Source organism: Methylobacterium sp. 190mf (genome assembly GCF_900107945.1).
GTDB lineage: Bacteria > Pseudomonadota > Alphaproteobacteria > Rhizobiales > Beijerinckiaceae > Methylobacterium.
The window spans coordinates 278747-301616 of the sequence record NZ_FNVI01000002.1 but is presented as its reverse complement, the minus strand read 5'-3'; the positions used below and the strand labels follow the sequence as shown (position 1 = coordinate 301616).

The following is a 22870-nucleotide window of genomic DNA, read 5'->3' as shown; positions in this document are numbered from 1 at the left end:
GAGCCGCGACGCGAGGCCGCTCATCGGCAGGATGGCCGGCGGCTACCACGCCATCTCCACTGACGGGTGAGCTGACGATCGATAGACTCGCGGCCGATGTGCCGGATCTCGCCTGCAAGCCTCTGCCGGCTCCGCACGCTCGCTCAGACCGACGCCGCTTCTATCAGGTGAGCGGTTACCTGTGTGGCCTGTAGGTGGTCGGCTTGGTCGTCGCCACCGGGTCGACTGATCTCGAGAACGTCGAGTACAGCGTCACCGATACCAGTCGAGCCGAGTTCGAGGGGCAGCCCGGTCTATCCTCGTCCAGCTTGTACGGCCTCATGGATTTTCGCGCGACCGGTCCCCGGATCCGAAGCGCGTCCAGAAAAGTGGGCGTGCGAGGAACGCGACGACCGTGTCGGGCTGCCGGAGCCGGTCCTGATTGTCCGCTCAGGATGGCAATCGGATGTCGCGCTTTCGTCTCGAAGCGGACGTGCTGCCTCCGGTTCGATCCTGCTGATTGGACCGATACGCGCTGGTTCCCGGCGCGGACAGAAGGGGAAGCGGTCCGATAGGTGTTGCTTCGACCAGACACTGGCGCATCATCTCATGCGGGAGGTGCCCCTATGGAATGCCTAGACCCTCAACCCGGAAGGCGACCGGTCATAAGGCGAGTAGGGCATCGTGACGCGTTATTCATTGTCGCGGATGCAGTCAGCGCAATAAGATCAAGCATCGTGAGGAAACTGCTCGCATATAGGCGATGTGATACTCTCGTAAAATGGGGGACTTCAAGATAGCGTCATGGCTTCGGATCTTCCTTTGTCCGCGTTCCGCATCTTCGAGGCAGCGGCGCGACGTCGCTCTTTCAAGGAGGCTGCCGGCGAGCTGAACCTCTCGGCCAGCGCTGTCAGCCACGCCATGAGCAAGCTCGAGGAGTCGCTCGGCGTGCCTCTCTTCGAGCGCGTCGGGCAGGGTATCGCGCCAACGACAGCGGGAGAGGCGCTCCTCGACCACGTCAGCCGGGCTTTCGCCGAGCTGCATCGCGGGCTCGACATGATCTCGACCCGCGGCTCGCAATTGCTGCGCCTGCATTGCGCCCCGAGCTTTGCCGCACAGTGGCTGACGCCCAGGCTGGCGGGTTTTCTGCGCGACCATCCTGGGATGGAGGTGCGACTGGCCGCAGGCATGGACTACGCGCGCTTCACCAACGACGAGTTCGATGCCGATATCGTCTACGGCCCCCCGCGCGGCGAGGGCTTGCTGCGCATGCCTCTCGGCGTTGAAACGGTGACGCCGCTCTGCGACCCGTTGCGAGCAGAGCAGATCAAGAAGCCGTCCGATCTGTTCCGGCATCCCTTGATCCAGAGTGACACGAAACTGGTGCGCTGGCCGCACTGGTTCGACAAGAATGGCCTCACGGCGCCGGCATCCGCAGCCCTGCGCTTCGACCGCAGCTTCCTGGCATTGACCGGAGCGGCCGACGGCCTCGGCGTCGCCCTGGAGTCGACACGTCTCGCGGAACGGGAAATGACGATCGGACGCCTCGTGGCGCCGCTTGCAGGTCGTTCAGTGGATATCCACTACACCGGTCACCATCTCGTCTTTCCGCCATCATCGCGACGGCGCGAACCTCTGAGGATCTTCGCGCGCTGGCTCGCTAAAGAACTGTCTGTATCGCCGAGCTCGGAGCTGGAATAGCGTTTAATGAATTTCATTCATGTTTGAATGCAATCTTCGCGTTTGTTCATTGCCTCTCGGGCAGCCATAAGGGCGTCAACGATAGGACGCGAGGAAACGGCTCGGACGCTGACGCCCGTCAGAGCGCGGCCCGAGAGAGTGAGCTGGCTTCATGCCACGCTTTCTCCGCCTCCCATCGCAGAAGAAGCCGGGTTCGGCCGGTTTGCAGGGAGGGTCTACATGCTTCTCGAGAACAAGGTCTGCGTGATCACCGGGGCGGCCTCCGCCCGCGGCATCGGCAAGGCCACCGCGCGGCTCTTCGCGAAGCAGGGCGCCCGCGTCGTCATCCTCGACCTCGACGCCGGCCAGGCCGAGGCGGCCGCCCGCGACCTCGGTGACGGCCATCTCGGCCTCGCCTGCAACGTCACCGACCGGGGTGCATGCCAAGCTGCCGCCGATGAGACGATCGCCCGCCTCGGCTCGATCGACGTGCTGATCAACAACGCCGGCATCACCCAGCCGCTCAAGCTGATGGATGTGGGACCGGAGAACTACGACGCGGTCACCGACGTCAACCTGCGCGGCACGCTCTACATGAGCCAGGCCGTGGTCCCGCAGATGCGGAAGCAGAAATCCGGCTCGATCGTCTGCATGTCGTCGGTCTCGGCCCAGCGCGGCGGCGGCATCTTCGGCGGCCCGCACTATTCCGCGGCGAAGGCCGGCGTCCTCGGCCTGCAGAAGGCCATGGCCCGCGAGCTGGGCGCTGACAGCATCCGGGTCAATTCCGTCACCCCCGGTCTGATCCAGACCGACATCACCGGCGACAAGCTCACCCCCGAGCTGAAGGTCGAGATCGCCAAGGGCATCCCGCTCGGCCGCCTCGGCGTCGCCGACGACATCGCCAATGCCTGCCTGTTCCTGGCCTCCGACCTGTCCGCGTACATCACCGGCGCGGTGATCGACGTGAATGGCGGCATGCTGATCCACTGAGAGGGAGGACCTCATGTCAACTGAACGGCCCCACGAGGGTTCGAACATCTCGCTGGCCGACCGGGCCTACAATATCCGCCGCCACGCCCTGCTGATGGGCGAGGTCCAGGGACAGGGCTACATCGCCCAGGCGCTCGGCATCTCCGATGTGCTGGCGGTGAGCTACTTCCACGCGATGACCTACCGTCCGGAGGATCCGGAATGGGAGGGCCGCGACCGCTTCTGCCTCTCCATCGGCCACTACGCCATCGCCCTCTACGCGGCGCTGATCGAGGCCGGGATCATCCCGGAGGACGAGCTGACGAGCTACGGCGGCGACGACAGCCGCCTGCCGATGTCCGGCATGGCCGCCTACACGCCCGGCATGGAGATCACCGGCGGGTCGCTCGGCCACGGGCTCGGGATCGCGGTCGGCATGGCGCTGGGGCTGAAGCGGAAGAACGCGAAGAGCTTCGTCTACAACCTGTTCTCCGACGGCGAGCTCGACGAGGGCTCGACCTGGGAGGCCGCCATGTCGGCCGGGTCGTTCAAGCTCGACAACCTGATCGGCATCGTCGACGTGAACGGCATGCAGGCGGACGGCCCCTCGCACGGGGTTCTCAACTTCGAGCCGCTGGCGCCGAAGTTCGAGGCGTTCAACTGGTTCGTTCAGCGGGTCGACGGCAACGACCTCGACGCGCTCGTGAAGGCCTTCGATGCCGCCCGGCACCATCCGGGTCCCGAACCCCGGGTGATCATCTGCGACACGAAGATGGCCAAGGGCGTGCCGTTCCTCGAGGAGCGCGAGCGCAACCACTTCCTGCGGGTCGAGCCGGCCGAGTGGACGCAGGCGCTGGAGATCCTGGACGAGGGGAGGGTGCAGTGAGACGCTCGAAATATGAGAGGCCCGCGCCGCGCGTCGGCGGCGGCGCCAAGACCTCGGCGATGATCGCCTCGCTGGCCGCCCCGGGGCAGCGCACGAAGCCCGCCCCTTTCGGCCACGCCCTCGTGGAGCTCGCCAAGACCCGGCCCGACATCGTCGGCCTCTCGGCGGATCTGGCCAAGTACACGGATCTGCACATCTTCGCGCAGGCCCACCCTGACCGGTTCTACCAGATGGGGATGGCCGAGCAGCTCCTGATGAGCGCGGCCGCCGGCCTCGCCCGCGAGGGGTTCGTCTCGGTCGCCACCACCTACGCGGTGTTCGCGGCGCGGCGCGCCTACGACTTCATCTGCCTCGCGATCGCGGAGGAGAACCTCAACGTCAAGATCGCCTGCGCGCTGCCCGGCCTGACCACCGGCTACGGGCCCAGCCATCAGGCGACCGAGGATGTCGCGATCTTCCGCGGCATGCCGAACATGACGATCCTCGACCCGTGCGACGCGCACGAGATCGAGCAGATGGTCCCTGCGATGGTCGCCCACCAGGGCCCGGTCTACCTGCGGCTGCTGCGCGGCAACGTCCCGCTGGTGCTCGACGAGTACGGCTACCGGTTCGAGTGGGGCAAGGCCAAGACGATCCGCGATGGCCGCGACGTGCTGGTGATCTCGTCGGGCCTGATGACGATGCGCGCCCTGGAGGTGGCCGAGGCCCTGCGCGAGGATCGGGTCGACGTGGCGGTGCTGCACGTGCCGACGATCAAGCCGCTCGACGCGGCGACGATCCTGGCCGAGGCCCGTCGCGGTGGGCGCCTCGTGGTCGTCGCCGAGAACCACTCGGTGGTCGGCGGCCTCGGCGAGGCGGTGGCGGGATTGTTGATGCGCGACGGTACCCTGCCGGAGCGCGGCTTCCGTCAAGTCGGCCTGCCGGACGAGTTCCTCGACGCCGGAGCGCTGCCGACCCTTCACGACCGCTACGGCATCTCGACCGAGGCGATGGCCCGAAGCATCCGCGGTTGGCTGTAGGCGCAGCCGTCGCTCGCGACAACAAGCGACTGATCGCACCCATAACTGAGCTGAATTGAGATGATCGCGGGTCTCCGCGTCCGCGATCATGCTGTGCCGTAGAAAGATTTCTCTATTCATTCGGTCGCATCGCGCGCTCCGGGCGATGATGCGCGCCTGAAAACAATTAAAGACTTCAATAATCGATCAAAACAATAAAAACGCTCAGCAAAAGGGCGACCTGCACGAATGGGCAGAGGCCGGCGATCTCAAAGACCGTAGCAGGCGGGATCGCGCCACCGAGCATCATCAGGGAGTGACATCGTGAGCACGCTCAACATAAGCCGTCGGACACTTCTTGCCGGCGCCGCGGCCGTCCCGATCTTCGGCATCATCACGCGCCGGGGCGAGGCCGCCGAATTCGGCTACAAGCTCGCCACCGGGCAGGACCCGACCCATCCGGTCAACGTCCGGGCGCAGGAAGCGTGCGACCGGATCCGCGAGGCGACGAGCGGGCGCGTCGACATCAAGTTGTTCCCGGCCAATCAACTCGGCTCGGACACCGACCTGCTGTCGCAGGTGCGGAACGGCTCGGTCGAGTTCTTCAACCTCTCACACTCGATCCTGTCGACCTTCGTGCCGGCGTCCAGCCTGCCCAACACCGGCTTCGCCTTCAAGGATTACGATGCCGTCTGGAAGGCCATGGACGGGGCGCTCGGCGACTATGTCCGCGCCGAGATCACCAAGACGCCGATCACGACCATCTGCAAGAGCTGGGACAACGGCTTCCGTCAGATCACCTCCTCGACCCGTGAGATCAGGACGCCCGAGGATCTGAAGGGCTTCAAGATTCGCGTGCCCCAAGCACCGATGTTGACCTCGCTCTTCAAGGCCCTCGACGCCGGGGCCGCGCCCATCAATTTCAACGAGCTGTACTCGGCGCTCCAAACCAAGGTCGTGGAGGGCGAAGAGAACCCGCTGCCGATCATCGCCACGACGCGCCTCTACGAGGTGCAGAAGTCCTGCAGCCTGACCGGCCACGTCTGGGACGGCTACTGGATCCTCGGAAACAAGCGCGCTTGGCAGAAGCTGCCCGAGGACCTGCGCGCGATCGTGACCAGGGAGTTCGACCGCTCGGGTCAGGATCAGCGTGCGGACGTGGCCAGGCTCAGCGACTCTCTGCGCACGACCCTGTCAGAGAAAGGGATCAGGTTCATCGATGTCGACCGCGAGCCTTTCCGTGCCGCTCTCGCCAAGACGAATTTCTACAAGGACTGGAAGGCGAAGTTCGGTGAAATCGGCTGGAGCCACCTCGAAGCCGTATCCGGCAAGCTCGGTTGAGGGTGGGGTGTCATGCACGTCGATATCGCCGCCGCCGCCTCTGTCGAGGCAACGCCCAGTCACGGCCTGCACGGGCCCCCGCTGAGCGGTCACCCATGGCTCGGGACCGCCGATCGGTTCCTCGGTCATCTCGTCGAGATCCCGGCCGCCCTGCTGGTGCTGGCCGAGATCGGGGTGCTGCTCGCCGGCGTCGTGAGCCGCTACGTCTTCCATGAGCCGCTCGTCTGGTCGGACGAACTCGCCGGCATCCTGTTCCTGTGGCTCGCCATGCTGGGCGCCGTGGTCGCCTTCCGCCGCGCCGAGCACATGCGCATGACGGCGATCGTCGCGATGACCGGACCCCGCACCCGCGCCTTTCTGGAAACAGTCGCGCTGGTGGCCGGCCTGATCTTCGTGAGCCTCGTCCTGCACCCGGCCTACGAGTTCGCGGCCGAGGAAATCTACGTCCAGACGCCGGCCCTCGATCTCAACAATGCGTGGCGCGCCGCTGCCTTGCCGATCGGCCTCGGCCTGATGCTGCTGGTCGCCGTCATCCGCCTCTTCGAAACGGCCGATTGGCGGATGACGGCCGGCGCACTGGGGCTCGGCGTTGCGGTCGCGGGTGGGCTCGCCGCCCTCCAGCCTTGGCTGGCGGGGCTGGGCAACCTCAACCTGCTGCTGTTCTTCGTCCTCGGCGTCGGCGCGCTGGTCTTCTCCGGCGTGCCGATCGCCTTCGCGTTCGGCCTGTCGACCTTCGCCTACATCACGCTGACCACCAACGCCCCGTCGATGGTGGTGGTCGGCCGCATGGACGAGGGCATGAGCCACCTCATCCTGCTCGCCGTGCCGCTGTTCGTATTCCTCGGCCTGCTGATCGAGATGACCGGCATGGCCAAGGCCATGGTCGGCTTCCTGGCCTCGCTGCTCGGCCACGTCCGCGGCGGCCTGCATTACGTGCTGGTCGGGGCCATGTACCTCGTCTCGGGCATCTCCGGCTCCAAGGCCGCCGACATGGCCGCCGTGGCCCCCGTGCTGTTCCCCGAGATGAAGGCCCGCGGTGCCAAGGAGGGCGACCTCGTGGCCCTGCTCGCCACCACCGGCGCGCAGACCGAGACGATCCCGCCCTCGATCGTGCTGATCACCATCGGCTCGGTCACCGGCGTGTCGATCACCGCGCTGTTCACCGGCGGCCTGATGCCGGGCCTCGTCCTCGCCGCGACGCTCTGCGCGCTGGTCTGGTGGCGCTACCGCCGCGAAGACCTGAGCCACGTCGCCCGGCCGTCCGGCCGGGTCATCGGTCGCGCCTTCCTGGTGGCGATCCCGGCGCTGGCGCTGCCGTTCGTGATCCGCTTCGCCGTGGTCGAGGGCATCGCCACCGCCACCGAGGTCTCGACCATCGGCATCGTCTACGCGGCGCTGGCCGGCCTGCTGATCTACCGCCAGTTCGAGTGGCGGCGGCTCTACCCGATGCTGGTGACCACCGCCGCGCTGTCCGGCGCGATCCTGCTGATCATCGGCGCGGCCACCGGGATGGCCTGGGCGCTCACGCAGTCGGGCTTCTCGGAGACGCTCGCCGTCGTGATGAAGGGCCTCCCGGGCGGCGCGCTCGGGTTCCTGTTCGTCTCGGCCTTCGCCTTCATCATCCTGGGCTCGGTGCTGGAGGGCATACCGGCGATCGTGCTGTTCGGGCCGCTGCTGTTCCCGATCGCGCGGGCAGTCGGGGTCCACGAGGTGCACTATTCGATGGTGGTCATCCTCGCGATGGGCATCGGCCTGTTCGCCCCACCCTTCGGCGTCGGCTATTACGCGGCCTGCGCCATCAGCCGGATCAACCCCGACGCCGGGATGCGCCCGATCGTCGGCTACATCCTGGCCCTGCTGGTCGGGCTGCTCGCCATCATCCTCGTCCCCTGGTTCTCGATCGGCTTCCTCTGAGGCGCTGCAACGCGATCCAGGAAGCGGCTGCATCCAACGGAATGCAGTCGCTTCCTCGTCGGGGGACTGTCCGATCAGTGCATCCTGGGAGGTGCCGCCGACCCGCGAGGCCGCACGGCCCGACCGAAGAGGGCGGCGAGCGCGGCCTGTCGCTCATCGGTCGCCCAGGACAAGGCCACGTGCTGGATCGGATCGCCGCTTGCCCCCGCGATCGCGTGCGACTGCGCCGGCTCCTTCCAATGCACGCGCGTTCTGGCCCGGAAGATCGGAGCTGCAATGGCTTGCGGGCCGGCATCGATCGCCTGCCTGAACAGCCTCTACGGCGACAGCAGGGGCGGACCCGAGCCTCATCGAGCGGCGACGTCCGAGCATCCGGTCGACCATCACCCAGCGTTCCGATCCGCTGGCCGCGATGACGCGGTAGAGGCCCCCGCCGTCACCGGCCCTCCAGCCCGTCACGGCCGTTCCGCGCAGCGCCTCGATTGACCGTCAGCCAGTACGGCCGCAGCCGCGCGGCGCCGTGACTGATTTGCGCCACGTGGCCGATACGGTTAGTCAGCCTTAACCGTGTCGTCTTTCCCTGCTCGATGGCGCGACGCGACCGGCGGGCGTTCAGGCCACGGCCTGTCGCGGCCGATGCTCACTTCGTCCGCGCGACACGCAGGACATTATTAACTATTCGCGGATTGCTTGTTGGCAATCTTGATTTGACAGCGCGCCACGTCCGGCGAACCAGAATGGTGATGAGACGGCGTCGATGCTTGATCTGACGGGCTATCGCCTGACCTACGACGACGAGTTCAACGCGCGCAGCATCTCGCAGAACGGCGTCGGGACGACCTACCGCGATATTCGCGCCGAGTGGCGGTACGACGCCAACTCCGACATCGGCTTCGGTCGGTCGTCGTTCCTCGATTCCGGGTCCGGTTACGATCCCTTCAGCGTCCAGAACGGTGTTCTGACGATCACGGCGGCGCCGCCCGGGACGAGCGCGTCCGGCTATCCGGGGAGCTGGCAGTCCGGCCTCATCAGCACGCAGGGCAACTTCTCGCAGACTTACGGCTACTTCGAGATCCGCGCGGATTTCTCCAACAATCCCGATGCCTGGGACGCCTTCTGGCTGCTGCCGAATCAGCAGAGCCCGCAGTCGAGCAGCGCCAACGGGCACCAGGAGCTCGACGTCGTCGAGCATTACGGAAACAACGACCGCGGCGTCTACAGCACGATCCACACGACCGACCCGCAGCCGCCCGGAACGACCTGGCAGCAGACCCGCCAAGTCTACAGCGAGATGCCCAATCCCAACGGGTATCACACCTACGGCATGAACTGGCAGGCCGATCGCATCAGCTTCTACGTGGACGGTCAGCTCGTCGGTTCGCAGGCGACGCCGTCCGACCTGCACAGCCCCATGTATCTGCTGGCCAACCTGGCCGTGCAGAGCACGGCGACGACGGGCACCCGCTTCAGCTCGAGCATCGACTATATCCGCGTCTACTCGAACAACCCCAACGCGGTCGCGGTGCCGCAGGACCGCGTGTCGTCGCCGGATGGCCGAGACCCGGGTCTGTACGGGGCAACGGCCGGTCTCCGGTCGGGCGCCGGCGCGGCCGGAGCGCAGCCGGGCGCGGCCGGGTCGAACTCCGGTTCGACGGCGCCTGCATCGGGCGCCAACGGGTCGAATGGATCTTCTCAATCGTCCTCGGGGACGGCTCAAGGGACCGCGGCGCCGGGAAACGCCCCGTGCTACTGCACCGGCACGTCCATCAGGACCGACCGCGGCGACGTCGCTGTCGAGCGGCTCGCGGTGGGCGACAGGGTCGTCACGGCCGCGGGCCTGCATCGGCCGATCCGGTGGATCGGTCGCCGCACCTATCCCGGATCGTCGGCCCCGCCGACCGAGCGGCCCGTGCGCATCCGGGCCGGCGCGCTCGACGACGGTGTCCCCGCCCGCGACCTGCTCGTCTCGCCGGACCACGCCGTCTGGCTGGACGGGCTGTTCGTCGCCGCCGGCCACCTCGTCAACGGAACCAGCATCACCCGCGGTGAGCGCGTGATCGATCTCACCTACTGGCATATCGAGCTCGACAGCCACGACCTGTTGCTGGCGGAGGGCGCGCCGGCCGAGAGCTTCCTGCCCGCTCCCGGCCTCCGGCGGCTCTTCGACGGCCGCGATCCGGACGACAGCGCGATCGGTCCGCAGGCCTACGCGCCGCGCACCGCGCTCGGTCCCCAGCTCGCCGCCCTGCGCAGGCGGCTGATCCGTCGGGCCGGCGCGACGTCGCGTCCGGGCGCCGTGCGGGCGTGGCTGGATCGCTGCGCGCTGCGCGCGGACGGCGCGCTGCGCGTGGCCGGCTGGGCCCACGACGCCGCGCAGCCCGACGCCCCCGTATGCTTGGACATCGTGGTCGACGGGACGATCGTGGCGGTGACGGTGGCGGCGGAGTACCGCGCCGACATCGCGGCGGCGGGCGTGGGCGACGGCCGGCACGGATTCGACCTCGGCGTCGAGGCGCCCCTCGCTCCCGGTGTGCCGCACGTGGTCGAGGTGCGTCGCTCGATCGACGAGGCGGTCATCTGCGCCATGGCCGCGGACGCGGCGGGCGTGTGGCGGCCCCTGCTGGCCGCCTGACGCGCCACCGCGGCCGCGCGGCGGACGTCAGGCGCGCCGCATCAGGCTGGACGCGCGGAGGTCCGACGCGCGCAGGTCCGACGCGCGGCCGCGCGCGGCCGGACCGCGAGCCCCGGACATGCGCGGCGGCTCGGCCTGCCGGATCTGGTCGAGCAGCAGCGGGCGCGCGAAGTAGTAGCCCTGGGCGCAGCGGATCTGCGTGGCGCCGAGCAGGTAGGCGACCTCCTCGAAGGTCTCGACGCCTTCGGCCACCACCGTCATGCCCAGCGCCGCACCGAGCGACTCGATCGCCTTCAGGACGATCTGGCTGCGCGGCCGCTTGTCGATGTCGGTGATGAACGAGCGATCGATCTTCAACTCGTCCGCGGTGATGTCCGCTAGGGCCGCGAGGGACGAGTAGCCGACGCCGAAATCGTCGATCGAGACGCGCGCGCCGATCGCCCGGATCTTCGGCAGGACCTCGCGCTGGAAGCGGCCCGTCGTGAAGAAGGCCTCCTCGGTCAGTTCGAGCACGAAGCGCTCGGCGAGTCCCGTCTCGCCGAGCGCCGCGCAGAAGGCGGTCATGAACGGCACGTCGCAGGCCTGTTTGGCGGCGATGTTAAGGCTCACGGTGACGTCGGGTCCGAAAACCTCGTCGATGTCGGGCATCGCCCGCACCGTCTCGGCCAGGAGCTGCAGGGTGATCTCGTTGATCAGCCCGAGCTCGATGGCGAGGGCGATGAAGTCGCCGGGCGCCTGGATCATGCCGACCTCGTCGCGCCAGCGCAGGAGCACCTCGACGCCCGTGACCGCGTGGGAGCGCATGTCGACCTTGGGCTGGAAGGCGCAGCAGAAGCAGCGGTCGCGGATCGCCAGCCGGAGGCGCTGCTCCACGGCCATGCGGGCCGTGGCGGCCTGGCTCATCGCGTCGTCGAAGACGCTGACGCCGCCTTTCAGCTCGCCCTTCACCCGGTACATCGCGTTGTCGGCCTGCCGGGCGAGGGTTTCGTAGCTGTCGCCGTGCTCCGGGAAGAGGCTGACGCCGATGGAGGCGGAAGCGAAGATCTCGTGCCCGTCGATGAAGAACGGCTGCTTCAGGCGCTCCGAGATGGCGCGCACGGCGGCCAGCGCCGCGTCCCCGTCGGTGACGGGAGCGAGGAGCAGCACGAACTCGTCGCCGCCGATCCGCGCCAGGAGGTCGCTCGGGCGCAGCGCGCCGCCGATCCGGTCGGACACCTTGCGCAGCAGGGCATCGCCCGCGGCGTGGCTGTAGTAGTCGTTGATGTGCTTGAAGTTGTCGAGATCGATGAAGGCCAGGGCGAACCGGTCCCCCGGCGCGGACCCCGCCAGGACATCCGCGATGCTCTGCTCGAACATCGTCCGGTTTGGCAGGCCGGTCAGGGCGTCGATGAAGGCCTTGGTGATCAGCTCCCGCTGGATCCGGTGATGTTGCGTGACGTCGATCAGGGTCGTCAGCGTGAAACCGTCCCGGTCCTCGGCGACCGGCCGCGTCCGCACCTCGAGCATCCGGTCGTCGACTGCCTCGACGGTCCCGGCGTCCCGGGCGCCGGCCGCCGCGGCGGGAAGCGCCTGGACGGCCCTGTCCCCGAGGGCGCGCGCGGCGGCGTTGGCGAGGACGCAGTGACCCTGGCCGTCATGGACCACGACCCCGACGGGTAGCGCCTGGATGGCGGCCTCGAGCAGGGTTCGACGCTCCGGGAAAGCGGGCTCGCTCATGCCCCGCCCTGCTGCCACAGGGGCTTGGCAGCCTGGGCGCCGGCCGGGGCGCCGGTCTGAGCTTGGTCGCCGCCCTCCAGGGGGCGGCGGAGGAGACGGCGATGCACCTGCTCGAGGGCGGCGCCGTGCGGGCCGTCCGAGCCCGCCTCGCGCGCGAGGCGCGCCGCCGCGGCCGGATCGCCGTCGTACCCGGCGACCTTGTTCATGGTGGCGCCGCGCCAGCGCTCGACGACGGCGCCGACGAAGGCCGCGCCGGCGACAGTCGCGTCGTCCTCGGCGGCCCTGCCGCTCGCGTCGTTGCGCGGGTGACGGGCCGACGGCAGCGGCCGGAAGGTCATCCGCGCCGGGATCGGCACGCCCTCGCCGAAGGCGATGACCTCGCCGGTCCCCAGCGACGGCACGAAGGTGAGGAGGTTGGCGGCGTCCGAAACGGCCGCGGCCAGGAAGGCCTGGTCGCGCGCGTTGGTCATGCGCATGGCGAACAGGGTGCTGCATTGCGACATGATCGTCGCGTCGAGCTCGGCCGGGCGCTGGGTGACCAGCCCGAGATGGACGCCGTGCTTGCGGCCCTCGCGGGCGATCCGCGCCAGGGCGCGCCGCGTCGGCGTGAAGCCCACCGACCGGTCGGCCGAGGCGAAGCGGTGGGCCTCCTCGCAGACGAACAGCAGCGGGACGGCGCCCTCGCTCCAGATGCCGAACTCGAAGGCGAGGCGGCACAGCACGCACACGACGGCGTCGACGACCTCCATCGGCAGACCGGCGAGCTGCATGATCGTCATCGGCCGCCCGTCGGGATCGAGCCGGAACAGGTGCGCCAAAATCTCGCCCATCATGTCGCCGCCGACATTGGCGTTGTCGAACATGAAACCGTGCCGGGGATCGTTCCGGATCGCCTCGATCCGGGTGATCAGCCGGTGATAGTGCATCCGGGAGACGCGGTTCTCGAGCCGACCCATCCGCTCGTCGATGAGCGCGAGCAGATCCTGCAGCATGTAGGGGACCGGCGTGTCGACCGTGTAGCCGGCGCCCTTGCCGAAGGGCCGCTTCACGATCTGGCGGTCGCTCGCCTCCTTGTACTGCCCGTACTTGCTCTTCGCGAGGGGGATCACCTCGGCCAGGATCTCGATCTCCTCGTCCACGGCCGGCCGGCCGCCGTAGATGACGTCGGCGATCTCCTCGAGGTTGAACAGCCAGAACGGCAGCTTGAGGGTCCGCGGGCTGATGACGCTCGCGCGGTCGCCGAAGCTGGCGGCGTACTCGTTGTGCACGTCCAGTAGGAAGACGCGCACGGCCGGCCGCGCCCGCATCACCTCATCGAGGATGACGGTGACGCCGCTTGACTTCCCGACACCGGTCGCGCCGAGCACCGCGAAGTGCTTGGAGAGCAGGTCGTCGATCTTGATGCAGGCCGGGGTCTCGGGATCCTGGTAGAGCGCGCCCACGGCCGCCGTGCCGGTCGCCGAGACCTGATGGACGATCCGGAGGTCGGTGGCGGACAGGAGTTCCACATCGTCGCCGATCGCCGGGTAGCAGCTAACGCCGCGGCTGAAGCGGTGCGCGCCCTGCGCCGCGTGGATCTCGCCGAGCAGGTCGAGGCTCGCGTAGGCGCCCGGCCGGTGCCCGCGCTCGCTGCCCGAGGACAGCGTGGTGACGATGCCGACGAGGATCGCCTCTCCGGCACGGATCCGAACCAGATTGCCGACGGTGACGCGCACCCTGGGCCGGCCGCCCTGCACGATGAGTTCGAGATGGACCTTGGATCCCTCGATCGACGTCACCGCGCCCATGGGCGACGCGGCATCGTCGTGCCGGACCGTTCCGTCGCCGCTCAGCATCGTTCGCACCCTGGTCAGAAACAGAATCGGCGCGATACTGGTCGGGCGTGATTAAAGTTCTGACAAAGAAATATGGCCAGCGAAACAATGCTTAACCGATGCCTTACGGCTCGTGAGCATCGTCAAGGTTGTATTTGATGGCCGCCGCGACGGTCGCGCGGGAGGACGCGGACCGGTCGGCGCATGATCCAGCGGGATCGTCTGCCATCGACATGCCGGCGCGGCGCGGAAACACCCGCGCAGATTCCACATGGAAGGTCGTGTCCGCCCCTGCCGGTCGCGGCCGCAGCCTACGCGACCTGACCGTCGCCGAAATGCTCGCGCATCCAGCACTCTCCGGAGATCCGCGCTCCGTTCTGTGTCACGAACGCGTAGGGCGAGTGCTCCACAACTGCGCCGCCGCGGCTGCGGATGATCCAGCGAAAACATCGCGGATCGTCCAGGCACGGGACGATCTCGACGGTATGAGAGCGCGTGATTTCGGTCGTCATGACCGGTAAACGCTCGAGCGCGGGACTCCGCTCCACGGATCGTGTGTGGAAGGTTACCGAGCGGTGTGGGCGCGCACGCCAGTTGGACCTGTCCGTCAGGTTCCATGGCCGGAACCTTCCCCACCGCGGCCCGGTTCGGGCCGAGCCCTCCGGCCGGGCGCGACCCGGCTCCGCGCGACAAGGATGCTGCATGCCGATCAAGGCCCTCAACGACCGCAAGAAGCTGTCGAACGACTTCAACGAGGCCAACGACGCCTTCATCGACGAGGTGCTGAGCGCGCTCCAGGGCGGCCGGATTCCGGTCGATCTTGCCCGCGCCTACCTCGCGCATCCGGTCGCGATGATGCACACGGACGGGGCGCAGGCCGTCGCCAACTACTTCGAGCGCATGCTGGCCCAGCGCCCGAACATCGACTGGACGCCGGGCGCCTGAGCGCGGCGAGGCACCCCGACGAGAAGGAGCGCGGATGACCGCCGACGAGATCGAGGATCTGAACCGGGCGCGCGCCGCCCTGGCCCGCCAGCGGAACGCCATCGCGCGGCGCCTGGGCGGCCTCGACCTGGCGCCGATCTCCATGGCCGAGGACCTGACCCGGACCCTGCTCGCCATCGAGGCCGTGGACCGTGCCCTGGTCGATGCGGGCCAGCCGCATATCGACATCGGCCACCGGCCGGACGCCTAGGGATTGCGAAGCGCTCGGTCGCGCCCGAGTCTTCGCGCCCGAGTCTTGCGCCGCACTCCCAGGCGTGCGTACAGGCTCGGGTGCTCTGAGGAGACCCGACGATGTCCGACCGCATGCCCGGCTTCAACACGCTGGCGATCCACGCGGGCGCCGCCCCCGACGCGGCCACCGGCGCGCGGGCGACGCCGATCTACCAGACCACCAGCTTCGTGTTCGACGACGTCGACCACGCCGCGTCGCTGTTCGGGCTCCAGGCCTTCGGCAACATCTACACGCGGATCACCAATCCGACGAACGCTGTCCTCGAGGAGCGCATCGCGGCGCTCGAAGGTGGGACCGCAGCCCTGGCGGTGGCCTCCGGCCACGCGGCCGAGTTCCTGACCATGCACGCCCTGATGCAGCCGGGCGACGAGTTCGTGGCCTCCAACAAGCTCTACGGCGGCTCGATCAACCAGTTCAACCACTCGTACAAGAACTTCGGCTGGTCGGTGGCCTGGGCCGACAACGACGACCCCGCCTCCTTCGAGGCGGCGATCACGCCGCGCACCAAGGCGATCTTCTGCGAGTCGATCGCCAATCCCGGCGGCGTCATCACCGACTTGGCAGCGCTGTCGCAGATCGCCAAGAAGCACAACATCCCGCTCGTCGTCGACAACACCATGGCGACGCCGTACCTGATCCGGCCGTTCGAGCACGGCGCCGACATCGTGGTGCACTCGGCGACCAAGTTCCTCGGCGGCCACGGCAATTCGATCGGCGGCCTGATCGTCGACGGCGGCTCGTTCCAGTGGGCCGGCGACGCGCGCTACCCGATGATGAGCCAGCCGCGGCCGGAATATTCCGGCATGGTTCTGGCCGAGACCTTCGGCAATTTCGGCTTCGCCATCGCCTGCCGGGTGCTGGGCCTGCGCGATCTCGGGCCGGCGCTGTCGCCGTTCAACGCGTTCCTGATCCTGAACGGGATCGAGACGCTGCCGCTGCGCATGCAGCGCCACTCCGACAACGCGCTGACGGTGGCCAAGCACCTGTCGACGCATCCGGCGGTGTCGTGGGTCAGCTATCCCGGCCTGGAGACCGACCGGTACCATCAGCTCGCCCGGCGCTACACGCCGAACGGCGCGGGGGCCGTCTTCACCTTCGGGCTCAAGGGCGGCTACGACGCGGGCGTCAAGCTGGTGTCGAGCCTGCAGCTGTTCTCGCACCTCGCCAATATCGGCGACACGCGCTCCCTGATCATTCACCCGGCCTCGACGACCCACCGCCAGCTCACCGACGCGCAGAAGACTGCCGCGGGCGCGGGACCCGACGTGGTGCGGTTGTCGATCGGCCTGGAGGATCCGGCCGACCTGATCGAGGATCTGGACGCGGCACTCGGTGCGTGAGCCCGGCGTCATCGCGAGCGCGGTGAAGCGATCCTGGATTGCTTCGCTCCGCTCGCAAGGACGGCGGTGCTTCCAGCGATCTGACCAGAAGCCGCCGGCTGGCGCGAGGCGCACAGCCGGCGGGCTGCTCAGAACGCCTCCGCCTCCAGCGCCATGGTGCTCTCGGCCCCGGCCTTGATCCGGTTGAGGCGCAGGGCGGTCTCCGGCAGCATCCGCTCCATGAAGAACCGGCCGCTCGTCAGCTTCGACTCCCAGCGGGGGGAGGGGGCCTCGGCGTGCTTGGCCTGGGCGGCCTTTGCGATCTTCGCCCACATGTAGCCGAGGGCCACGAGGCCGAAGAGGTGCATGAAGTCGGTCGCGCCGGCGCCGGCATTGTCGGGCTTGCTGAACGCGTTCTGCATCAGCCACATCACGGCACCCTGGAGGTCGTTCAGCCCGGCCTGGAGTGGCTTGGTGAACGGCGCCATGGCGGGATCCTCGCCGTGGTCCTTAAGGAAGGTCTGGACCTCGCCCAGGAACGTCATCATCGCCCGGCCGCCGTCCTTCGGCAGCTTGCGGCCGATCAGGTCCATGGCCTGGATGCCGTTGGCGCCCTCGTAGATCATGGCGATGCGGGCATCGCGCACGAACTGCGACATGCCCCATTCCTCGATGTAGCCGTGGCCGCCGAGGAGCTGCTGGGCCTCGACCGCGTTGGCGAAGCCGCGGTCGGTGAATACGCCCTTCACCACCGGGGTCATCAGGCCGAGATGGTCGTCGGCGGCCTGCCGCTCCTTGGCATCCTCGGAGCGGTGCAGGATGTCGGCCTGGAGCGCGGTCCAGAGCATGAGGGCCCGGGCCGCCTCGTTGAAGGCGCGGATCTGCATCAGCGTGCGGCGCACGTCCGGATGGACGATGATCGGGTCGGCGGCCTTCTCGGGCGCCTTGGCGCCGGTCAGGGCGCGGCCCTGGAGCCGGTCCTTCGCGTAGGCGGCGGCGTTCTGGTAGGCGACCTCGGACTGGCCGAGGCCCTGGACGCCGACGGCGAGCCGCGCCTCGTTCATCATCACGAACATGGCGTTGAGGCCGCGATTCTCCTGGCCCACGAGCCAGCCCGTAGCCCCGTCGTAGTTCATCACGCAGGTGGCGTTGCCGTGGATGCCCATCTTGTGCTCGAGGGAGCCGCAGGACACGCCGTTGCGCGCCCCGAGGGACCCGTCGGCGTTCACCAGGAATTTCGGCACCACGAACAGCGAGATGCCCTTTGTGCCGGCGGGCGCGCCCTCGATCCGCGCGATGACGAGGTGCACGATGTTCTCGGCGAGGTCGTGCTCGCCGGCCGAGATGAAGATCTTGGTGCCGGTGATGCTGTACGAGCCGTCGCCGTTCGGCACGGCCTTGGTCTTGAGAAGCCCGAGATCCGTGCCGCAATGCGGCTCGGTCAGGTTCATGGTCCCGGTCCAGGCGCCCTCGACCATCTTGGGCAGGTACAGCGCCTTCTGCTCCTCCGAGCCGTGGACCAGCAATGCGGCCATCGCGCCCTGCGTCAGGCCGGGATACATGCCGAAGGCGAGGTTCGCGCCCGAGGCGAATTCCTGGATCGCCGTGTTCAGGGTGTGCGGCAGGCTCTGGCCGCCATAGGCCTCCGGCACCGACAGGCCCATCCAGCCGCCGCTGGCGTAGGTGTCGTAGGCGGCCTTGAAGCCGGTCGGCGTGCGCACCGTCCCGTCGGCCTCGCGGCGGCAGCCCTCGACGTCGCCCGTGCGGTTGAGCGGGGCGAGCACCTCCTCGGCGAGCTTCGCCCCCTCGCGCAGGACGGCCTCGACCACGTCGGGCGAGGCGTCGGCGAAGCCCGCTAGGTTGTCCCGGGCATGGAAGCCGAGGACGTCGGTGAGCAAGAACAGCGTATCCTCGACCGGAGCGCGATACTGCGGCATCTCTGGCTTCCCCCGTCTGGTGCGGGCCTCTCGGAACGGCCCGCCGCGTTGGCCGCATGTAAACGCCGCGCCGCTCCCGGAGCAACGGCTTCGCCCGCCCGGAGCGCGACAGGCGCGGCCGTTCCTCAGCAGCCGCGTGGTCGCGGCCATTACCGGGCCCATCAAACCTTAACTTCGTGTTTACCAAGAAAGTTAATGGTCACGCTCGAACGATCCGACGCGTGCGTCCGTGGATACCGAATTCCGGTCCCGCTCTGCGCCGAGGAAACGGACGCCGAACGCTGCCGACGACAGGCCACCGATGACCCGCAACGCGATGCCGCAGCTCGACAGTTTCGATCCCGAGGTGCTCGACGCGGCCCGCGACGTGGCGGCGCGGGCCGGGGTCCCGCTCGAGACCTGGATCGCGTCGGTGGTGCCGCAGCAGCAATCGGCCGGTCAGGGAAATCGCCGGCACCGGCGGCGCCACCGCGCCGAGCAGCTCGCCCTCGGCGGCAACCGGCCGGAGGCCTCGGCCGAGCGCGCCCTCCCGCCGGCCTCGCCCGACCAGCGGGCCCACGGGACAGCGCCGCGCGCCGAGGGCTATGGCGACGGTATCGCCGCTCTGATGGACCGCCTCGACGGTCTCGACCGCGCCCTCGACCACGAGCGGCGCGCCGCCCAGGACGCCGAGGCGCGCCGCCTCGCGGAGATCGAGGCCCGCATCGAGCGCGCCCTGAAGTCGGCCCCCGTCCAGCAGGTCACCGAGCGGCTCGGCGACATCGAGCGCCGCATGTCGCAGCTCGGCGAGCAGGTCGCCGCGACCCGGCCGCCCGGCCGTCGCCCGCGTCCCGCCGCCGCCGACATCCGCAGCGCCGTCCAGGACATCCGCCAGCGCCAGCGCGAGCTGGCACAGGGCGCCGAGCCGGCGCTCGCCGCGTCCGCGGCCGATGGCGGCGTCGTCGCCAGCATGCGCCTGGACCTCGCCCGCCGTCTGGAGGCGCGGATCGAGGAGGGCGTCGCCCCGTCGACCGCCCTGATCGAGCTTCAGGAGGAGACCACGCGCCTGCGGGAGGCGATCAACCAGCTCGCGACGAGCCGGGACATCGGCGCCCTCGAGCAGGCCGTCGTCACCCTAGCGAGCGGCATCGAGCGCGCCCAGGCGGGGACCGATCTCACCGCCATCGCGGTGCCGATCGAGCAGGTCCGGGCCCAGGTCGAGCGCCTCGCCGAGGAGGTGGCCGAGAACGTCCACAGCCGCGTCGCGGAGGACGTCCGGCGCCTCGCCGAGCGCCTCGACACCGCCGCCGCGACCGGCGCCGCCGGTCCGGACGACCGGACCCTCGCAGGCCTGTTCGCCGAACTCGAGGAGATCCGCCGTCAGATCGCCGCGCTCGCCGGCCCGGAGCGCATCCAGGGTCTCGCGCAGAGCCTGCAGGCGGTGAGCGCGCAGATCGCCCAGCTGCAGCGGACGGCCGCAGGCCCGGACCTCCGGCCGATCCTGGAGGAGATCCGCAGCGACGTGAAGATCGCCGCGCCGGCGGCGCTGGCGGAGCAGATCCAGGCACTCGCCGAGAAGGTCGACGTGCTCTGCGCGCGGGACGACTGGTCCGAGCGCACCGGCGACGTGAACGTGGCCCGCTCGGGCGACATGGCCTCCATCCACGCCATGCTCCGCAGCCTCGCCGACAAGGTCGATCAGGTCGGCACCAGGTCCGAGCACGAGGGCCTCGACGCCCTGGAGCGGCAGGTGGTCTCGCTGGCCGGCCGCCTCGACGCGCCGCACAGCGCCGATCCGGCGCTGGCCGGGCTGGAGCGCACGATGAGCGACCTGCTGCGGCAGGTCACGGCGCTCCGGGAATCGGCGCCGAGCGAGGCCGCGATGGAGCGCGCCGCCCGCAACGCCGTCGCGCAGAGCCTGCAGACATCCGGCCTCGGTGCCGCCGAGTCGGGCGAGATCGGCCTCCTGCGCGCCAGCCTCGCGGACATGCAGGCCCGGCAGGTGGCCTCCGATCAGCGCCTCGGCGCGACCCTCGACGGGGTTCAGTCGGCCCTGGAGCGGCTCCTCGTCCGGCTCGGGCCCGCCGAGACCGTCCCGGCGCGGGGGCCGTCCCTCGACGAGCGCCTGATGTCGTCTACGAGCCCGGATGTGGCCCTCGCGCCCGTCGAGGCGCGCGCAAGGTCGCGGCGCGACAATGCCGAGGCATCCCGCCTCGCCGACGACCTTCTGGAGCCCGGCAGCGGCCGGCCGCCGCGCGAGCCGCGCGCGGCCCGCGAGCCCTCCGCCCGCCGGGCCGCGCAGGAGCGCCTCGGCGACGTCGTCGCCGCGCGATCCGCGGCCGACTCCAAGTCCGAGACCGACATCAAGACCAGCTTCATCGCGGCCGCGCGCCGGGCGGCCCAGGCTGCCCAGGCGGAGCTGGCCACCGAGGCGCCCGCCGAGCGCCGGGAAGCCCGGAGTGACCGGGTCGCCGCTCTCCAGGGGGCAGCGACCGGCCGCCTCGGACGGTTGCGCGCCGAGATCGATCGCCGGCGCCGGCCGCTGCTGCTCGGCCTCGCGGCCATCGTGCTGGCTCTCGGCGCGCTCCAGGCGATCACCATGCGCGGCGCGGACGAGCCGCGGCCGGCGGCTCCGACGAGCCAGGTCGCGCCGTCCCGCGGCGATGCCGCGGAGGTCCAGAAGGACAATGCGGACGTCTCCAAGGACGCTTCGAAGGACGCTTCGAAGGACGCCGCCAAAGAGAGCGCGGAGTCGAAGCCGGCGCCGGCTGATCCGACGACGACCCAGTCTCTGCCCAACTCCGTTCCCCCGGACGCCCGGCCCAATGCCAAGGCGGCGGTGCCGCAGGTCTCGGGGATGAACAGCCTGCAGGCCGAGTTCGGCAACCTGCCGCCGGCGCTGGCGAAGGTGAAGCTCGCCGCCCTCGACGGTGACGGCGCGTCGATCTGGGACCTCGCCACGCGGGAGGCCGATGGCCGCGGCATGCCGCGCGATCTGTCGATCGCCGCCAAGCTCTTCGAGAAGCTGGCCGCGGCCGGCTACGCGCCCGCCCAGTACAAGGTCGCGGGCCATTACGAGAAGGGTTCGGGCGTCGTCCGCGACCTCGACAAGGCGAAGCTCTGGTACGGCCGCGCCGCCGAGCAGGGCCACGCCCGTTCCATGCACAATCTGGCGGTGCTCTACGCCGAGAACCCGGCCGCCAACGGCAAGCCGGATTTCGCCTCCGCGGCCTCGTGGTTCCGGCAGGGCGCCGAGTTCGGCGTCCGCGACAGCCAGTACAATCTCGGCGTCCTCTACGCGCGCGGCCTCGGCCTGACGCAGGACCTGATCCAGTCCTACGCGTGGTTCTCCGCCGCCGCGAGCCAAGGCGACGACGATGCCGGCAAGAAGCGCGACGACGTGGCCAACAAGCTCAGCCCCGCCGATCTCGCCAGCGCCAAGAGCCTCGCGGCGAACTTCAAGCCGCGAAAGATCGACGCGGCGGTCAACGAGCCGCCCGCGCCGAAGATGCCGGCGAGCGCGCCGATGTCCCTCCTCGGCGCGCCGATGCCCGGCGCTGTCCCGTTCACGGCGCCGCCGCGCCGGAGCTGACGCCGCTGCGGGCCCGCGGCCCGGCCGCGGGTCCGACCTTGACCGCCACGCCGCGATGCGGGAACGCTGCGGCAGGGCGGCGTCGGACCGGGGTCGGATCGCGCGGGTCGCCAACCCTTGCCGATGCCCGGAGGATGGATGGCGCACCGGAACTCTGTCCCGATCGGCGCAATCGTTCTCGGCGTGGCCGGACTCATCCCGTTCCTGGGCTTCGCTGCCCTTGCGGTGTCGGGCACGGACGGCGGCCTGAGCAGCATCGGCCTGTCGCCGCGCACCATCCTGTCGGCCTACGGCGCCGTGATCGCCTCGTTCCTCGGCGGGATCCGCTGGGGCGCCGCCGCGGCGCGCAATGGCGGCAACGGCGATTATCTCGTGGCCATCGTGCCATCCCTGGTCGCCTGGGCCGCGATGGCCGCCCCCGCACCGTGGGACCTGCGCATCCTCGGCGGCCTCGTGCTCGCCTGGGGCCTCATCGATCAGGATCTGCCCCGCCGCGGGCTCACGCCCCTCTGGCTCGGCCGCCTGCGCTTGGTCCTCTCGGGCGTCGCCGGGGCCGCGCTCCTCGTGGCGGCCTGACCGCGGAGCGGCGGGCGTGCGGCACGCGCCGTCAGGTCTCGCGGCTCATCTCGCGCAGCAGGTTCAGGACGGCGGTGCGCCGCGCCGGCGACTTGATCGCCTGGAACAGCGCGGCGACCTCCGCGCAGTCGCGCGCGTCCTGGTCCGCCGCGGTCTCGTCGGGCCGCTCCGTCTGGAGGAAATAGGTCGGACAAACATTCAGCGTGGCTGCGATCCGTTCCAGTAGCCAGCGCGTCGTCGGCGGGGTCGCGTCGTCAGTCATACCGTTGAAACTCGCACTCCGCCCGCTGGACCGATTCAA

At 69.5% G+C, this 22870-nt stretch carries 17 protein-coding genes; 12 read left to right on the top strand and 5 right to left on the bottom strand.

Translation table 11 applies throughout. The features are described from left to right. Positions 1–783 precede the first annotated feature (783 nt). From C4T42_RS03930 to C4T42_RS03900, 7 genes are all read left to right on the top strand, one after another. A complete protein-coding gene (locus C4T42_RS03930; protein WP_103984731.1) occupies positions 784–1680 on the top strand; it encodes a LysR substrate-binding domain-containing protein in 897 nt (298 codons plus the stop codon). A 219-nt stretch (positions 1681–1899) separates the two neighbouring features. Then, on the top strand, positions 1900–2649 hold the full coding sequence (locus tag C4T42_RS03925; RefSeq protein ID WP_056522144.1) for a glucose 1-dehydrogenase: 750 nt from the start codon (positions 1900–1902) through the stop codon (positions 2647–2649). Between the two features lie 13 nt (positions 2650–2662). Next, on the top strand, positions 2663–3514 hold the full coding sequence (locus tag C4T42_RS03920) for a transketolase (protein ID WP_056522141.1): 852 nt from the start codon (positions 2663–2665) through the stop codon (positions 3512–3514). After that, complete coding sequence (locus C4T42_RS03915; protein WP_091678179.1) at positions 3511–4533, top strand: transketolase family protein; 1023 nt, start codon at positions 3511–3513, stop codon at positions 4531–4533. The genes C4T42_RS03920 and C4T42_RS03915 overlap by 4 nt, the downstream gene beginning before the upstream one ends. A 303-nt stretch (positions 4534–4836) precedes the next feature. After that, positions 4837–5853 (top strand): TRAP transporter substrate-binding protein, encoded by a 1017-nt coding sequence (locus C4T42_RS03910; protein ID WP_103984730.1) that lies wholly within the window; start codon positions 4837–4839, stop codon positions 5851–5853. Between the two features lie 12 nt (positions 5854–5865). Beyond that, entirely contained in the window at positions 5866–7767 is a 1902-nt protein-coding gene (locus C4T42_RS03905) for a TRAP transporter large permease subunit (RefSeq protein ID WP_103984729.1), read from the top strand. 757 nt (positions 7768–8524) lie between these two features. Next, positions 8525–10399 (top strand): Hint domain-containing protein, encoded by a 1875-nt coding sequence (locus tag C4T42_RS03900; RefSeq protein WP_020091363.1) that lies wholly within the window; start codon positions 8525–8527, stop codon positions 10397–10399. Positions 10400–10426: 27 nt separating this feature from the next. Here C4T42_RS03900 and C4T42_RS03895 read toward each other — a convergent pair whose 3' ends face one another. The 3 genes from C4T42_RS03895 to C4T42_RS03885 form a co-directional block, all read right to left on the bottom strand. Next, complete coding sequence (locus tag C4T42_RS03895) at positions 10427–12115, bottom strand: EAL domain-containing protein (protein WP_103984728.1); 1689 nt, start codon at positions 12113–12115, stop codon at positions 10427–10429. Then, positions 12112–13950, bottom strand: a complete 1839-nt coding sequence (locus tag C4T42_RS03890) for an ATP-binding protein (protein WP_103984727.1) — start codon at positions 13948–13950, stop codon at positions 12112–12114. Before C4T42_RS03890 ends, C4T42_RS03895 begins: the two co-directional genes overlap by 4 nt. A 290-nt stretch (positions 13951–14240) precedes the next feature. Further along, positions 14241–14441: a hypothetical protein gene (locus C4T42_RS03885; protein WP_056522129.1), complete on the bottom strand. Its 201-nt coding sequence runs from the start codon at positions 14439–14441 to the stop codon at positions 14241–14243. Positions 14442–14631: 190 nt separating this feature from the next. Here C4T42_RS03885 and C4T42_RS03880 point away from each other — a divergent pair, with 190 nt between their 5' ends. From C4T42_RS03880 to C4T42_RS03870, 3 genes are all read left to right on the top strand, one after another. Then, entirely contained in the window at positions 14632–14874 is a 243-nt protein-coding gene (locus C4T42_RS03880; RefSeq protein WP_020091367.1) for a hypothetical protein, read from the top strand. A gap of 34 nt (positions 14875–14908) precedes the next feature. Further along, positions 14909–15124, top strand: coding sequence for a hypothetical protein (locus C4T42_RS03875; protein WP_056522126.1), 216 nt, complete (start codon positions 14909–14911; stop codon positions 15122–15124). 101 nt (positions 15125–15225) lie between these two features. Further along, a complete protein-coding gene (locus C4T42_RS03870) occupies positions 15226–16506 on the top strand; it encodes an O-acetylhomoserine aminocarboxypropyltransferase (protein ID WP_020091369.1) in 1281 nt (426 codons plus the stop codon). A gap of 128 nt (positions 16507–16634) precedes the next feature. Here the strand turns inward: C4T42_RS03870 and C4T42_RS03865 are convergent, their stop codons facing one another. Then, the gene (locus C4T42_RS03865; RefSeq protein WP_020091370.1) at positions 16635–18422 is read right to left on the bottom strand and encodes an acyl-CoA dehydrogenase C-terminal domain-containing protein; all 1788 of its coding nucleotides are present in this window, start codon (positions 18420–18422) and stop codon (positions 16635–16637) included. Positions 18423–18723: 301 nt separating this feature from the next. On the opposite strand from C4T42_RS03865, the gene C4T42_RS03860 reads away from it, so the two are divergent. Beyond that, complete coding sequence (locus tag C4T42_RS03860) at positions 18724–21993, top strand: tetratricopeptide repeat protein (protein ID WP_020091371.1); 3270 nt, start codon at positions 18724–18726, stop codon at positions 21991–21993. 138 nt (positions 21994–22131) lie between these two features. Continuing rightward, positions 22132–22569: a DUF3429 domain-containing protein gene (locus C4T42_RS03855; protein ID WP_020091372.1), complete on the top strand. Its 438-nt coding sequence runs from the start codon at positions 22132–22134 to the stop codon at positions 22567–22569. A 31-nt stretch (positions 22570–22600) separates the two neighbouring features. Here the strand turns inward: C4T42_RS03855 and C4T42_RS03850 are convergent, their stop codons facing one another. Then, positions 22601–22831: a hypothetical protein gene (locus C4T42_RS03850; protein WP_020091373.1), complete on the bottom strand. Its 231-nt coding sequence runs from the start codon at positions 22829–22831 to the stop codon at positions 22601–22603. Between the last annotated feature and the right edge of the window lie 39 nt (positions 22832–22870).